This is a genomic window from Kitasatospora sp. NPDC049258 (assembly GCF_040678895.1).
Lineage (GTDB): Bacteria > Actinomycetota > Actinomycetes > Streptomycetales > Streptomycetaceae > Kitasatospora.
The window spans coordinates 39,365-52,922 of sequence record NZ_JBFAQT010000002.1; the positions used below are offsets into that span (position 1 = coordinate 39,365).

Annotated in this window: 12 protein-coding genes and 1 pseudogene; 3 read left to right on the forward strand and 10 right to left on the reverse strand. The window is 72.9% G+C overall.

Going from position 1 to position 13,558, the window contains the following annotated elements; translation table 11 throughout:
• Positions 1-33: 33 nt before the first annotated feature.
• The gene (locus AB0K43_RS02075) at positions 34-1,221 is read right to left on the reverse strand and encodes an Ig-like domain-containing protein (RefSeq protein ID WP_363634779.1); all 1,188 of its coding nucleotides are present in this window, start codon (positions 1,219-1,221) and stop codon (positions 34-36) included.
• Between the two features lie 122 nt (positions 1,222-1,343).
• On the opposite strand from AB0K43_RS02075, the pseudogene AB0K43_RS02080 reads away from it, so the two are divergent.
• Positions 1,344-1,736 (forward strand): annotated as a pseudogene (locus AB0K43_RS02080) (pyridoxamine 5'-phosphate oxidase family protein); the annotation flags it as partial.
• A gap of 68 nt (positions 1,737-1,804) precedes the next feature.
• Here the strand turns inward: AB0K43_RS02080 and AB0K43_RS02085 are convergent.
• The gene (locus tag AB0K43_RS02085; RefSeq protein WP_363634781.1) at positions 1,805-2,719 is read right to left on the reverse strand and encodes a hypothetical protein; all 915 of its coding nucleotides are present in this window, start codon (positions 2,717-2,719) and stop codon (positions 1,805-1,807) included.
• Between the two features lie 444 nt (positions 2,720-3,163).
• Here AB0K43_RS02085 and AB0K43_RS02090 point away from each other — a divergent pair, with 444 nt between their 5' ends.
• Positions 3,164-3,535: a hypothetical protein gene (locus AB0K43_RS02090; RefSeq protein WP_363634783.1), complete on the forward strand. Its 372-nt coding sequence runs from the start codon at positions 3,164-3,166 to the stop codon at positions 3,533-3,535.
• Positions 3,535-3,903, forward strand: coding sequence for a metalloregulator ArsR/SmtB family transcription factor (locus AB0K43_RS02095; protein WP_363634785.1), 369 nt, complete (start codon positions 3,535-3,537; stop codon positions 3,901-3,903). Before AB0K43_RS02090 ends, AB0K43_RS02095 begins: the two co-directional genes overlap by 1 nt.
• A 20-nt stretch (positions 3,904-3,923) precedes the next feature.
• On the opposite strand, the gene AB0K43_RS02100 is transcribed toward AB0K43_RS02095, so the two are convergent.
• The 8 genes from AB0K43_RS02100 to AB0K43_RS02135 form a co-directional block, all read right to left on the reverse strand.
• Positions 3,924-4,262 carry a hypothetical protein gene (locus tag AB0K43_RS02100; protein ID WP_363634787.1) on the reverse strand — a complete coding sequence of 113 codons (339 nt, stop codon included), beginning with the start codon at positions 4,260-4,262 and terminating at the stop codon, positions 3,924-3,926.
• Between the two features lie 236 nt (positions 4,263-4,498).
• Positions 4,499-4,882 carry a hypothetical protein gene (locus tag AB0K43_RS02105; RefSeq protein WP_363634789.1) on the reverse strand — a complete coding sequence of 128 codons (384 nt, stop codon included), beginning with the start codon at positions 4,880-4,882 and terminating at the stop codon, positions 4,499-4,501.
• 638 nt (positions 4,883-5,520) lie between these two features.
• Positions 5,521-6,294, reverse strand: a complete 774-nt coding sequence (locus AB0K43_RS02110; RefSeq protein ID WP_363634791.1) for a hypothetical protein — start codon at positions 6,292-6,294, stop codon at positions 5,521-5,523.
• A gap of 62 nt (positions 6,295-6,356) precedes the next feature.
• Positions 6,357-9,911, reverse strand: coding sequence for a DNA polymerase III subunit alpha (gene dnaE / locus AB0K43_RS02115; RefSeq protein WP_363634793.1), 3,555 nt, complete (start codon positions 9,909-9,911; stop codon positions 6,357-6,359).
• Positions 9,912-10,034: 123 nt separating this feature from the next.
• Positions 10,035-11,234 carry a DUF5685 family protein gene (locus tag AB0K43_RS02120; protein ID WP_363634795.1) on the reverse strand — a complete coding sequence of 400 codons (1,200 nt, stop codon included), beginning with the start codon at positions 11,232-11,234 and terminating at the stop codon, positions 10,035-10,037.
• A gap of 251 nt (positions 11,235-11,485) precedes the next feature.
• Positions 11,486-11,782: a DUF4193 domain-containing protein gene (locus tag AB0K43_RS02125; RefSeq protein WP_350640198.1), complete on the reverse strand. Its 297-nt coding sequence runs from the start codon at positions 11,780-11,782 to the stop codon at positions 11,486-11,488.
• A gap of 139 nt (positions 11,783-11,921) precedes the next feature.
• A complete protein-coding gene (locus AB0K43_RS02130) occupies positions 11,922-12,305 on the reverse strand; it encodes a DUF6188 family protein (RefSeq protein ID WP_363634797.1) in 384 nt (127 codons plus the stop codon).
• A 72-nt stretch (positions 12,306-12,377) separates the two neighbouring features.
• The gene (locus AB0K43_RS02135; protein ID WP_363634799.1) at positions 12,378-13,463 is read right to left on the reverse strand and encodes an NUDIX hydrolase; all 1,086 of its coding nucleotides are present in this window, start codon (positions 13,461-13,463) and stop codon (positions 12,378-12,380) included.
• Positions 13,464-13,558: the final 95 nt, after the last annotated feature.

Genomic DNA, 13,558 nt, shown 5'->3' on the forward strand with positions numbered 1-13,558 from the left:
CGCGGGAGGCCCGGCGCCGCCGCGGGGGGTGGGTCACCACTTGTCCCAGGCGATGTTCCAGCCACTCAGGCCGTTGGCCGCGTCGACCGGGGCGCCGACCGAGTTCTTCACCGTCACCACGTCGCCGATCAGCGACGCGGCGTAGAAGCGCCCGGCCACCGAGCCGTCGTCGCCGTCCTCGGCCGAGCCGTCCTGCAGCCCGACGCAGCCGTGGCTGGTGTTGCGGCTGCCGAAGGGGTTGTCCGGCGCGTACTTGCCGTGGACGTAGGTGCCGGTGGGGGTGAGCCGCAGCGCGTGCGGCATCTTCACCTTGTAGTCGGGGCCCTCGTGGTTGACCACGGTGGAGGAGTCCATCACGGTGGTGCCCTCCTTCGCCATGATCACCATGGTCCCGTTGAAGGTGTTCTGGGAGGCGGGGGAGGAGGCGCCGGCGCTGATCGGGATGGTCTCGGCGGGCTTGCCCTCCTCCTCGACCACCATCTGGTGGGAGGCGGCGTCCGCCGTGCTGATCCGGGAGCGGCCGATGGTGAACGACTGGTCGCTGTCCACCTCGCCGTACACCCCCGGTGCGGTCTCGACGCTCTTCAGGCGGTAGTGGGCGACCACCTTGGTCTGCGACTTCCAGAACTTCTCCGGGCGGAAGTCGACCCGGGAGTCGTTGAACCAGTGGCCCTTGACCACACTGCCGTCGGAGGTCTCGAAGCTGACCGCCTTCTCCACCGCGGCCCGGTCCTTGACGGGCTTCTTGAAGGTCAGCGAGACGATCATGCCGGTGCCGTAGGTCTGGCCGTCGGCGATGTTGTCCTGCGGCCCGGCGCCCTGCTTCGGCGTCAGGGTGGTGAAGCTGCTCTCGGCGGTGGCCGCCAGGCCGGCCGCATCGGTGGCCCGGGCGCTCACCCGGTACTCGGTCGAGACCGCGAGGCCGCCGGCGGGCGCCCAGCCGGTGCCGTCGGCGGTGAGGGCGCCGGGCACCTCGGTGCCGTCCTTGCCCGTCACCTTGACCTCGGTCAGCGTGCCGTTCGCGACCGCGACCTTCAGTGCGCCGGCCGGTTTGACGTCCGTCGCCCCGTTCGCCGGCTCGATGCTCACCGCGGCGGCGGAGGTCCGCGGCTTCGAGGCGGCCGGCGCCGACGACGCGCCGCCCCCGCCGCCGCACGCCGTCGTCAGCGCCAGCGCGCCGCCGAGCACCGCTACCGCCAGGACCCTGTTCTTGCGCTCCACCCGAGTAACCCCTCTTGCCGAGTTCCAGCCCTATACACGCCGCAGGGCCCGACCAGGTTCCCGTAGACGCGGACGATTCGGTCACAGAACGTCGGCGGTGCCCCGGCCGTGGGCTGCGACACTGGCTGTCCACGGTCCGTCCGGACGGCCGCCCGCACGTCAGTCCGCTGATCGCGGTGCGGGTGGACGGCGCACTGCACTTCTGCACCGGGCCCGGCGAGCGCAAGGCCGGCAACCTCGCCCGCAATCGGCACTGCGTGCTCACCACCGGCTCCAACGCGCTGCGCGCGGGCCCGGACGTGGTGGTGGCGGGCGAGGCGCTGCGGCTGGTCGAGGTCGCCGCGCTGCGGGCGGTCGCCGAGGCGTACGAGCGGAAGTACGGCAGCGAGTGGCACTTCGAGGTGCGCGACGGCGGCTTCGTCGGCAAGGGCGGCGACGACCTGGTCTTCCGGGTGGAGCCGGTCACGGCCTTCGGGTGCACCAAGGGCGGGTACGGGCAGACCCGCTGGCGCTTCGACAACGCCCGAGCAGACACGGGTGCCCGGCCGGCCCCCGCGGAGACCGGCCGGGCACCTTCGACCGCTCAGGCGCCGCTGCCGCGACTTCCGCGCACCGGCTTCTGCTGCCGCAGGCGCGGCACGCACAGGGCGGCGGCGAGCACCACCGTGACGAGCTCCGCGGCCAGCGCGAGCGGGCCGAGCCGGCCTTGCCAGCGGCCGACCTCGGCGGCCGCCGCGGGCAGCAGGTAGCGGTGGGTCAGGAAGTACCCGGCGACGGCGGTGGCGCCCACCGCCGCGGTCGAGCACCAGACCACCACCGTGTCCCGCCGGACCAGTTGGACGGCCAGCAGCAGGCACAGCCCGATCAGCAGGGCGGCCAGCGCGCCCAGGTAGGGCGCCGAGCGCCAGTGCGGCAGCACCAGCGGGAGGTGGGCCGCCGCGGCGGTCAGCAGCGCGACGGCCGCCGGGCGGCGCAGCGGGGAGCGCAGCCGCCGGGCGATCCGGCGCTCACCGGACGCGGTCGCCGGCCGGGCCGGCTGCCGGGCGGCCGCGGGCTCGGCAGGACCGTCGGGCGCGGTGCGCGGGCTGGGGGCCGATTCTTCGCCGAGGGCGCCGCCGGGCTCCGGGATGTGCACGGTGTCCGGGGTGCGGGGCGCCGGGCGGTTCAGGCAGCGGGCGAGTTGGGCGACCTCGGCGACCGGCCGCTCCAGCGCCGCCGCGCAGAGCGCCTCGCGGACGCCGGACCCCGGGGCGCCGCCGAGCAGCCCGATCAGCCGGGCGACGTCGGGGACTTCCCTGGTGACCGCCGCGATCCGGAGGGCTTCGTGGGCGATGGCGTTGGGGGCTCCGGCGAGGGCGACGATCAGATCCGCGAGCTCCTCCACCGGGCGGTTGCGCGCCGCGGCGTCGAGGGCGCGGGCCAGGACGGACGTGTCCGAGGTCTCCAACAGGTCCAGCAGGGCGCCGACTTCAGGGACGGGACGGACGGTGGCCGCCATGTCGAGGAGGGTGGTCCCCCAGTCGGCATCGGGCGGCGGAGCGGCTGCGCCCGGGGTGGGTCCGGAGGTGGGATCAGGGGTGGGTTCGGGGGCGGTGAGGAGGAGGTTCGATCCGGCCGGGCCGGCGCCTGCGGGAGGTAAGGAGACGGAGATGGGTCTTGCCACAACTGGTTCCTTCGTAGGTGAAATATCTCGGGATTGAGATATGTCCACTCACAGCTTCCGGACCGCCCTGCCGTGCGCGCCACCGGAGAGCCCCCGGTACAGGGCCGTTCGGGGGCAGTGGCCCGGAGCCGGTCCGGCCGCGGGCCGGGACGCGCGGGGTGCCGCGGGCGGGTGCGTCGGGCGGGGCGCCGGCGCGCACGGTACACCAACGGCAACGTGAATTGCAGAGTTCTGCAATTCACCTGATGCGCAGTCAGGAGATTGCTTAGGGTCATCGCCATGGCACACACAGACGTGGCGTTGAAGGAAGCGATGATGATCGAGGGCGCCATCGGCGTCGCACTCGTGGACGTCGGCAGCGGCATGGCCCTGGGCACTCTCGGCGGCGGCCGGGAGTTCGACCTGTCGGTGGCCGCCGCCGGCAACACCGATCTGGTCCGGGCGAAGATGCGCACGATGGAGATGCTCGGCCTCCAGGGCACCATCGAGGACATCCTGGTGACCCTCAGCGGCCAGTACCACCTGATCCGCCCGCTCACCTCGCGGAACGGCAGCGGTCTCTTCCTCTACCTCGCGCTGGACCGCAGCCGGGCCAACCTGGCGATGGCCAGGCGCCGGCTCCAGGTGGTCGAGAGCGAGCTCGAGGTCTGATGCCGCAACCTCCGCTCTACCAGGTCAAGGCCGAGTTCTTCCGGATGCTCGGTCACCCGGTCCGGATCCGCGTGCTGGAGCTGCTCCAGGGCGGGCCGCTGCCGGTCCGCGACCTGCTGGCCGACCTCGGCATCGAGGCCTCGAACCTGTCCCAGCAGCTCGGCGTGCTCAGACGGTCGGGCATCGTGGTCTCGGTCCGGGAGGGGCCGGTGGTCCTCTACTCGCTCGCCGGCACGGACGTCGCCGACCTGCTGCGCTCGGCCCGCCGGATCCTCACCGTGCTGCTCTCCGACCGCGCGGGCGTGCTGGAGCAACTGCGCGAGGCCGACACCTCGCCCGAGCCCGAACGGCTCGGTGGCCGGCTCTAGCGTCCGCACCGGTGGCTCCGTCATCGGCTCGGCGGCCGGCCCCGGACCAGCCCTACCGAGAAGGCGGGCTCGTCGCGGGCGGCGTCGAGCCCGATGGCCACCAGGGCACGGCGTACGGGAAGGTCGCGGACCCGGTCCAGCGCGGGTGCCAGCCCGGCCGGCGCGTCCGGTGCCGGCGGGAACAGGGTCCGGGCCGACGCGAACAGGGTCAGGACGATCGGGCCGTCGGCGGTCCGGGCCGTGCTCAGGCCCAGCCGGCGTCCCGAGAGCCGGCGAAGCCCGTCCGGGAGGCAGCGCGCCAGGACCGTCAGGGCAGCTGGGTGTCCGGCGGTGCGCAGGAACGTCAGGAGGTCGGACACGTCGGCCGTCGGCAGCCTGAGGCCTCGGGCAGTTCCGGGCCGGTGACTTCGGCGGTCGAGCGTAGCCCCCCGCTTGTGCGCGGCCCCACGTCCTGGGGCGCGGTCGCCGGGTCCACGGGGAAGCCTGCGGGTGTCAACGGGTTCTCCGTCACCGGCCCCCAGCGGCCGTGGACATGCATGACGCTCATCGGGCGCAGACCGCGCGACCGACATGCTCGCGGAGTCGCACCGGAGTACTAGGCGACGGCGAAGCCCTCGGGCACCGACACGCCTGCGTCGTTCGCCGCGACGACGACGTCCTGCACCACCTCGCTGCTGTCGTTCCGCGCGGTGAGCAGGTCGAAGATCGTGGACCCGGTGGCGGCGATGATGCATCCGGCAACCGCCCCCACGTAGGCGGCGACGGTCACCGCGGCGACATCCTGGGCGATGGCGCCGAGGCCGGTGAACCCGGCGGCTTCGAGGGCCGCCAGCGTGATCTCTGCTCCCCCGGCGGCCTCCGCGGCCGTGTGGAGCGTCTCCATGAAGTCGAGCACCTCCCCGGCAGACTCCAAGGCCTGTGCGGGAGTGGGCAGTCCTGAGCCGTTCATGCAGAACTTGAATTCGCCGTCGAAGCTCATTGCGTATTCCTTTCACGCCACTGGGCGCAGAATCGCCGACACGGCCCGTGCTGCGTCCGGTGGACCACCGCTTCCGGTGGACCGCGCGTGGTCCGAATCAGGTCGAGAGCGCCGGTGGCCGGCCGCCGGAGCGGGGAGCCACCTCGTGCGGGTCGACACTCCGTGGCCACGGCCGATGTGCCGTCCCTCGGTCCAGCCTCGAGTACGGCCACAGGGGAGTCCGCGGGTTCGCCGACGGCGGCCTGTGGAGTGCAACACGGGGATGCGACCGGGATCGGATGCCGCCGACACCGCTACCACTCGGGGGTGGCGAGAAACGCTTGCACGACAAGTGTGAGCGCCCTGATCGGGTGATGCAACCCACTCACGACCGGGGCGGGACACGTTGACGGTACGTCATTCCGGTTCCACGTAGGTGGTCCTGCCACGCTGCGTTATTCGCTGGAGGCGGTCAGCCTCACCGGTCACGGAACGTCGCCCGCGCGCCGGCCCGGGCCCGGTGTCGAGCGCGGCGCCCGACGGAGGGTGTGCCGTGCGTGACGGCGCACCCTCCGCCGCTCGTCACCGTGCGTTCCCCCTCGGGAGCGTGGCGCGGGCCGAGAAGGTCCGCCCGGATCGAGTCGGTCGCCCTCGTACGGTCAGACCGTCGCGCCGGCCGTCCGGGCCTGCTGGTGCTCGGCGGTGGCGGGGTGCGGTGCGGACAGCCGGTAGGCCGCGTACAGCAGCACCGTGGTGACGGTGCTCAGCAGTGCCCCGATCAGGGCGGCCACCGGCTGGAGCAGGAGGAGGTAGGCCGGCGGCGGGTAGCTGCCGATGGCGCCGATCTGCCCCTGCTCCAGGGCCGAGGAGGCGGCGGAGCCGATCAGCACCACCGGCAGCACCCGCAGGACGGCGCGCCATCCACCGTGGGACAGCCGCCAGGCCCGGCCGAAGCCGCGCCCCTCCAGCAGGACCGCCATCGGCAGCAGGGCGGCGGCGAACGCGAGGTACAGCGAGGCCAGCTCGATCGCGGGCAGCACGGTCGGGAGGTCGAGGGAGTAGATCAGCGGGCCGCCGACGAACTCCAGCAACGTCATCAGGCCGGCCAGGTCGAGCGCCACCAGCCAGAGCCAGAGCCGCCCGGTGCGGCGCGGGTCGGGCCGCAGCGCGGGGAGGATCCCGTGGCCGCCGTCCAGGATCCGCAGGGCGGCGGACCACTTCCAGGCGGCGGCGAGGCCGCCCGCGGCCAGGACCACCAGGTAGCCGACCGGCGGGAGGCCGGCGCCGACGAGCATCCAACCCACCGTCGTGACGGCGAGCCCGGCCACCGCGAGCAGCACCTCCACCACGAGCAGCCGCCACCAGCAGGCCGCCGACATCCCCCGTACGAGGGCCCACCAGCTCGCGCCGGGCCGCTCGGTCACATTGATCACCGCGTGACCCTAGCCCATGGCCGGCACCCCCCCGCACCGCGGTATCCGGCCCTGGGGCGTGTCTAGAGCGACCCCACCCAGGCGTGGGTGCCCAGCACCGTCTTGATGTCGGAGGCGAGGCCGTGGTCGGGGTTCACCCGCAGCCCCAGCTCGTACAGGGTGTTGCGGTCCCAGTTGGTGGTCAGCAGGCGGACCGGCACGTCGCCCGGGTGGGCCAGCAGGGCGGCCTTGAGGTCGGCGACGGTGCCCGGCGTGATCTTGCCGACCGGCAGGGTGATCTGCACCGGTGGCTTGGTGCCGAGCTCGGCGGAGGAGACGTCCAGGGTGGTGATCTCCTGGCCGAAGATGCTCAGCGAGCCGTCCCGCTCGTTGAGCCGCCCCCGGGCCGAGATCACGTTGTCCTCGACCATCTGGTCGGCCATCAGGTTGTAGGTGGCGGGGAAGAACAGCACCTCGACCGAGCCGTCGCGGTCGGCCAGCGTGATGATGGCCCAGGCGTTGCCGGCCTTGTTGATCCGGCGGTCCACCGCGGTGATCAGGCCGGCGAGCCGGACCTCGCCCTCGGTGCGGCCGGAGCCGAGGAGTTCGGCGATGGAGATGTCGCGGTTGCGGGAGAGGATGTGCTCGGCGCCGTCCAGCGGGTGGCTGGAGACGTACAGGCCGAGCATCTCCCGCTCCAGGCTGAGGAGTTGCTTGCGCGGCCACTCCCGCTCGGTGAGCTCGAAGTCGAGACCGATGGTGGGGGTGTCCTGGTCGCCGCCGAGCGCGCCGAACAGGTCGTCCTGCCCGATCGCCTGCTGCTTCTTCACCCCGGTGACGGCGTCGATCGCGCTCTCGTGCACCGAGCTGAGCGACAGCCGGGTGTGGCCGAGCGAGTCGAACGCGCCGGCCTTGACCAGGGAGTCCACCGTGCGCTTGTTGCACACCACCAGCTCGACCTTGTCCAGGAAGTCGGCGAAGGAGGCGTACTTGCCCTTCTCCTTCCTGGTCCGCACCAGCGACTCGATGACCGGCACGCCGACGTTGCGGACGGCCTTCAGGCCGAACCGGACGTCGCTGCCGACGGCGGTGAAGTCGACCACGGACTCGTTCACGTCCGGGGAGAGGATCTTGATGCCCATCTGGCGGCACTCGGCCAGGTAGACCGCCATCTTGTCCTTGTCGTCCGCCACCGAGGTGAGCAGCGCCGCCATGTACTCGGCCGGGTAGTTGGCCTTGAGGTAGGCGGTCTGGTAGGAGACCAGGCCGTAGGCGGCGGAGTGCGACTTGTTGAAGGCGTAGCCGGCGAACGGCACCAGGACGTCCCACACCGACTGGATCGCCTCGTCCGAGTAGCCGCGCTCCCGGCAGCCGGCCTGGAACGGGATGAACTCCTTCTCCAGGACCTCCTTCTTCTTCTTGCCCATGGCGCGGCGGAGCAGGTCGGCCTGGCCGAGGCTGTAACCGGCCAGCACCTGCGCGGCTCGCTGCACCTGCTCCTGGTAGACGATCAGGCCGTAGGTGGGGCCGAGGACCTCGCTCAGCGGGGCTTCCAGCTCGGGGTGGATCGGGATGATCTCCTGCTGGGCGTTCTTGCGCAGCGCGTAGTTGGTGTGCGAGTTCATGCCCATCGGGCCGGGCCGGTAGAGCGCGCTGACCGCGGAGATGTCGGCGAACTCGGTGGGCTTCATCAGCCGCAGCAGCGCCCGCATCGGGCCGCCGTCGAGCTGGAACACGCCCAGGGTGTCGCCCCGGGCCAGCAGTTCGTACGTGGTGGGGTCGTCGAGCGGGATCTTCTCGATGTCGACCTCGACACCCCGGTTGGACTTGATGATCTTGATGGCGTGGTCGATGATGCCCAGGTTCCGCAGACCCAGGAAGTCCATCTTGATCAGGCCCATGGCTTCGCACGACGGGTAGTCGAAGCCGGTGATGATCACGCCGTCCTTGTCCCGCTTGTGCAGCGGGACAAGCTCCAGCAGGGGGGTGGAGGAGAGGATCACGGCGGCGGCGTGCACACCGGTGCCGCGGATCAGCCCCTCGATGCCCAGGCCGGTGTCGATGATCTTCTTGACGTCGGGCTCGTTCGCGTAGAGCGCCCGGATCTCGGTGCCCTCGTTGTAGCGCGGGTGGCTCTCGTTGAACAGGTCCGCCAGCGGGACGCCCTTGCCCATCACGTCCGGCGGCATCGCCTTGGTGATCCGGTCGCCCATCGCGAAGGGGTAGCCGAGGATGCGGTTGGCGTCCTTGACGGCGGCCTTCGCCTTGATGGTGCCGAAGGTGTTCACCTGGGCGGTGTACGCGGCGCCGTACTTGTCGGTGACGTAGCGCACCATCTGGTCGCGCTGGCGGTCGTCGAAGTCGATGTCGACGTCCGGGGGGTTGATCCGCTCGGGGTTGAGGAACCGCTCGAACAGCAGGTCGTGCTCCAGCGGATCGAGCTCGGTGATCCGGGTCAGGTACGAGACCATCGAGCCGGCCGCCGAGCCTCGGCCCGGGCCGACCGGGATGCCGTTGTCCCGGGCGTACTGGCAGATGTCGGCGACCACGAGGAAGTAGGCGTCGAACCCCATCGGGGAGATGACGCCCATCTCCAGCTCGACCCGGTCCAGCACCTCCTGGCTCGGGTTGTCGCCGTAGCGCACCTTCAGCCCGGTCGCGATCTTCTTGCGCAGGTACGAGGCCTGGGTCTCGCCCTCGGGCACGTCGAACTGGGGCATCCGGTCGACGTAGGTGAAGACCTCGTCGTACGGCTCGATCCGCTCGGCGATCAGCAGGGTGTTGTCGCAGGCCTCGGGCAGCTCGCGGAACAGCTCGCGCATCTCGGCCGCGGTCTTGATGTAGTAGCCGGTGCCCTGGAACTTGAAGCGGTTCGGGTCGTCCTTGTTCTTGCCCACCCCGACGCAGAGCAGGCTGTCGTGCGCGTCCGCCTGGTCGGCGGTCACGTAGTGGGAGTCGTTGGTGGCCAGCAGCGGGATGTTCAACTGCTCGGCCAGGCGCAGCAGGTCCGCGCGGACGTCCCGCTCGATGGACAGGCCGTGGTCCATCAGCTCCAGGAAGTAGTTCTCCCGGCCGAAGATGTCCTGGTACGCCCCGGCGGCCTTGACCGCCTCGTCGTACTGCCCGAGCCGCAGCCGGGTCTGCACCTCGCCGGACGGGCAGCCGGTGGTGGCGATGATCCCGGTGGAGTTCGCGGCGATCAGCTCGCGGTCCATCCGGGGCTTCATGTAGTAGCCCTCCATCGACGCGAGCGAGGAGAGCTTGAAGAGGTTGCGCAGGCCGGTCGCGTTCTGGGCCCACATGGTCATGTGGGTGTAGCGGCCGCCGCCCGAGACGTCCTTGCCGCCCTCGCCGTCGGAGCTGGCCGGGCGCTGGCCGCCCGGTGACCAGAAGACCTGCTTCTTCTCGAACCGCGACCCCGGCGCGACGTACGCCTCGATCCCGATGATCGGCTTCACCCCGGTCTTCGCCGCGGCGTGGAAGAACTCGTAGGCGCCGAACATGTTGCCGTGGTCGCTCATCGCGATGGCCGGCATGCCCTGCCGTTCCGCCTCCGCGAACAGCTTGCCGTTCTTCGCGGCCCCGTCCAGCATCGAGTACTCGGTGTGGACGTGCAGGTGGGTGAAGGTGTCGGACACGGCTGTGCGGCTCCTTGCGGATCGGGCATCCGGAGGGGAAGCTCCCCACCCTAGCGGCCGCCCGGACCGCCCGGCGCCCACTGGGCCGGGGTCGGGCCCGCGACCGCGCCGGAGCGGGGCCGGTCAGCAGTCGCAGCCGCAGTCACAGCCGTCGCACCCGCAGCCGTCACAGCCGCAGCCGTCACAGCCGCTGCAACTGTCGCAGCAGTCACAGCAGTCACAGTCGCAGTTGCGCCGGCACCAGCCCTCCCTGCGCTCCCGGCTGAACGGATCGTCGTGGTCGCAGCACATCAGCCGGCAGCTGCAGGCCATCAGGGCCCAGACCGCGCAGCCCGCGAGCAGACCGCGCGGGGCCCTGCCCGGTGGATGGTCGGTCGGTGGCCGGCCGGTCGGCGGCCGGTCCGTGATCGACCCCTGTGCCGGGCCGCCGTCCGCCGCGAGCGCGGGCAGCGCGCAGCCGGCGCCGTGCCCGAAGACCCGGTCCACCGCCCGCGCGGCCTCGTGCGCCAGCAGCAGGTGGACCAGCGCCCGGTCGGTGAACTCCACGTCCCCCAGCGCCAGTCGGATGCCGTGCACGGCGTCCCGGCAGAGCCGCTCGGCCCGGGCCCGGTCGGTGCCGGTCGCGGTGAGCGGGTTCCAGGCGCCGGCGGCGGCGTCCGCCCGCTGGTCCTCGGCGGCGTCCAGCAGGTGGGCGAGGCGCCCGAAGAGCCGGCCCGTCTCGGCGAGGGCCGGGGCGTTGGCCGGCCGGCCGGCCAGGACGGCGGTGTGGGCGAAGGCGGCGGCCGTCGCGCTCTCGGTCGGCTCGGTGACCAGCAGCACCGAGCTGCCGGGCGCCGCCGCCCGCTCCAGCCGGTCGGCGGCGCCGAGCAGCACCCCGGTGTCGAAGCCGACCGCGGAGCCGCCGCCCGCGCTCTGCCGGTCCCAGCGCCGGGCCACCGCGCGGGCCCCGGCGGCGACCGGCCTGCGGGCGAACGCGCCGTCCGCGTCGAGCACGTGGTCCCGCATCTTCACCGAGGCGAGCGCCAGCGAGACCGCGGCCGCCAGCCTGGCGCCCTCGCCGTCCGCGACCTCGGCGCCGCGCATCCCGCGCAGCGGGCACGGACCGGCCTTGCGGCGCCCCGCCGGGCCGGTCCGGCCGGGCGCCGGTGGCTGCTGGGCCTCGACCAGGACCGAGATGATCAGGCCGTCGTAGTTGGTCGCGGTCCGGGCGAGCTGGCCGTGGTCGTCGCGCAGGGCCAGGCACAGACCGCAGAGGTGGGCCAGCCAGCTGGTGCGCAGCCGGTCCGAGAGCCGGTGCCGGCAGGGCCTGATGATTCCGAACAAGTGTCCCCGCATCCCCCTGCCACAGGCCTCCCCGGCTGTGGTCGATCACACATCCTAGAGGTGGACCGCCGGCACCGGTCAGCACCGGTCGAGCCCGCCCGGAGCAGCCGTTCGGCGGCGGGACGGTCCGGGCCGGCCCCGCGGGCCATGACCAGGAATCCTGACCATGGCCCGGCGCGCCGGCCGGGCCGGTGCCCGCCGTGACCCGGCCCCGCCGCGGCTGCCGCGGGGGCGGGCGACGAGCCCGTCCGTCAGGAGGCGCATTCCTTGCAGATCGGCCGGCCCTTGCTGTCCTTGCCGGCGAGCTGGCTGCGGTGGTGCACCATGAAGCAGGTGGCGCAGGTGAATTCGTCCTGCTGCTCCGGCAGCACCTGGACGGTGAGCTCCTCACCGGAGAGGTCCGCGCCGGGGAGTTCCAGGCCTTCGACGGCCTCGAAGTCCGCATCGACCGAGCCGGTCGACTTGTCGTTGCGGCGGCTCTTCAGCTCCTCGATGCTGTCGTCCGATTCCTCGTTGTTGTTGCGCGGGGCGTCGTAGTCGGTTGCCAAAACGGGGGCCTTCCCGTCGAGTGGGTGAGTGTCGACGGACATCCTGTCCTGTCCGGGCCGTGGGCGGTACCGCGACAGGCTGCCCGCACCTGTTCGGATGACGGCCGGCCCGTGGCCCGCGCGGGCCGGCCGTCCGGTTTCAGACGCTCAGGTAGCCGCCCGGTACCGAGGTGAACAGCGGTCCGGCCGGGCCGCTGACCCGCCAGGCCTCCGCCGGGCCGCCGGGCCCGAGCTCGGGTGGGACGGCGATGGTGCGCCCGTTGTCGAAGTCCAGTTCCAACGTGCCGGCGAGGCTGACCCGGACGGCCGTGACCACCGTGCCGACCAGCCCGGTGAGGCCGGCGGCCGGCGCCATCGTCAGCCCGGGGTAGTAGTGCTGGACCGCGCGGGGGCCGGACAGCCGGAAGTCGTTGTGCACCGTCACGGCCAGCCCCTCGGTGAGCTCGACCCGCAGCCGGTAGCCGCCGTCGACAGCCTCCACCCGCTGCCCGCACAGCACGGACTCGATCGGACCGCTCGCCATCCTCGCGCACCTCCTCCGCCGCCGCCGGGACGGTCCATTGTCCCCGCCTTCGGGGCTGCCCGCACCCCGCCATCAGGCGGGTTCGCCGGCGGGTGCCCCCCGGACCAGCTCGGCCGGTCCGCCCGCCCGCTCCCGCGCCGCCAGCGCGGCGGCGACCCGGGCCCAGGCGGGGGCGGAGAGCAGCTCGCGGGCCTGCTCGGGGGTGACCAGCCGGGCCTGGGCCACCTCGTCCTCGGGCAGCGTGGCGGTGGCCAGCCGGGCGGGGGTGACGACGCCCCCGTCGAAGACGTGGACCAGTTGCGGGTGGCTGCCCGGGTGGCCCGGCAGCCAGTCCAGCACCAGCAGCCGGCCGGGTTCGCAGTCCCAGCCGAGCTCCTCGCGGATCTCCCGCCGGGCGGCCTGCCGCGGCAGCTCGCGGTCGGCCTCGATCCCGCCGCCGGGCAGCACCCAGTACGGGCGCCGGTCGCCCGGCCGCGGGTGCAGGCGGACCAGCAGCACCCGGCCGTCCGGATCGGTGAACAGCATCCGCGCCTTGGCCCGGATCCGGGCCCGGGTGGCGATCCAGGTCTCGCGGTCCAGCGGTGGTGCCGGGGGCGGCCGCTCGTCGGCCAGCGGAGGTAGGCCGGCGGGCCCGGTGTACGGCGGCGGGGGAGCGGACGCCAGGTGCGCCAGGGTGTGGCCGACCGGGTGGCCCACCGCCAGCTCCAGCGGCCCGGCCGAGCGCGGCGCCCGCAGGCAGGCCGTCACCCGGCGGGACAGCATCGGCGGCAGCGCGGAGGCGGCCTGCTCGGGCGAGAGGTAGCCGTACCAGCCGAGTTCGGCCTCCTCCAGACGCAGCGCCCGCAGCTCGGCCTCGGTCAGCGGGTCCGCCCAGTAGAGGAAGGAGGCGATCGGCGGCCGGTCCGTGTCGAGCGACCAGTCCAGGCAGGCCAGCGCGCCGAGCCGGGGCGTGAGGCCCAGCTCCTCCTCGATCTCCCGGACGGCGGTCGCCCGCGGCGAGCCGTCCTGCTCCTCCCAGCCACCGCCGGGTACCTCGACCGGATGCTCGGCCGCGTACGAGACCCGCACCACCAGCAGCCGCCCCTGCGCGTCGGTGAACAGCACCCCGGCCGCCGCCAGCAGATCCCGCCCGTCGCCGCCCGCCGGATGGTCCGTCATCGCGCCCCCTGTCCTCGACCCGTCCCGCCCAGCATGCCGGAGACCGCGGCGCGCACGCAGGCATCCCGGTGATCTCCGCGCGAGGATGGCGAAGG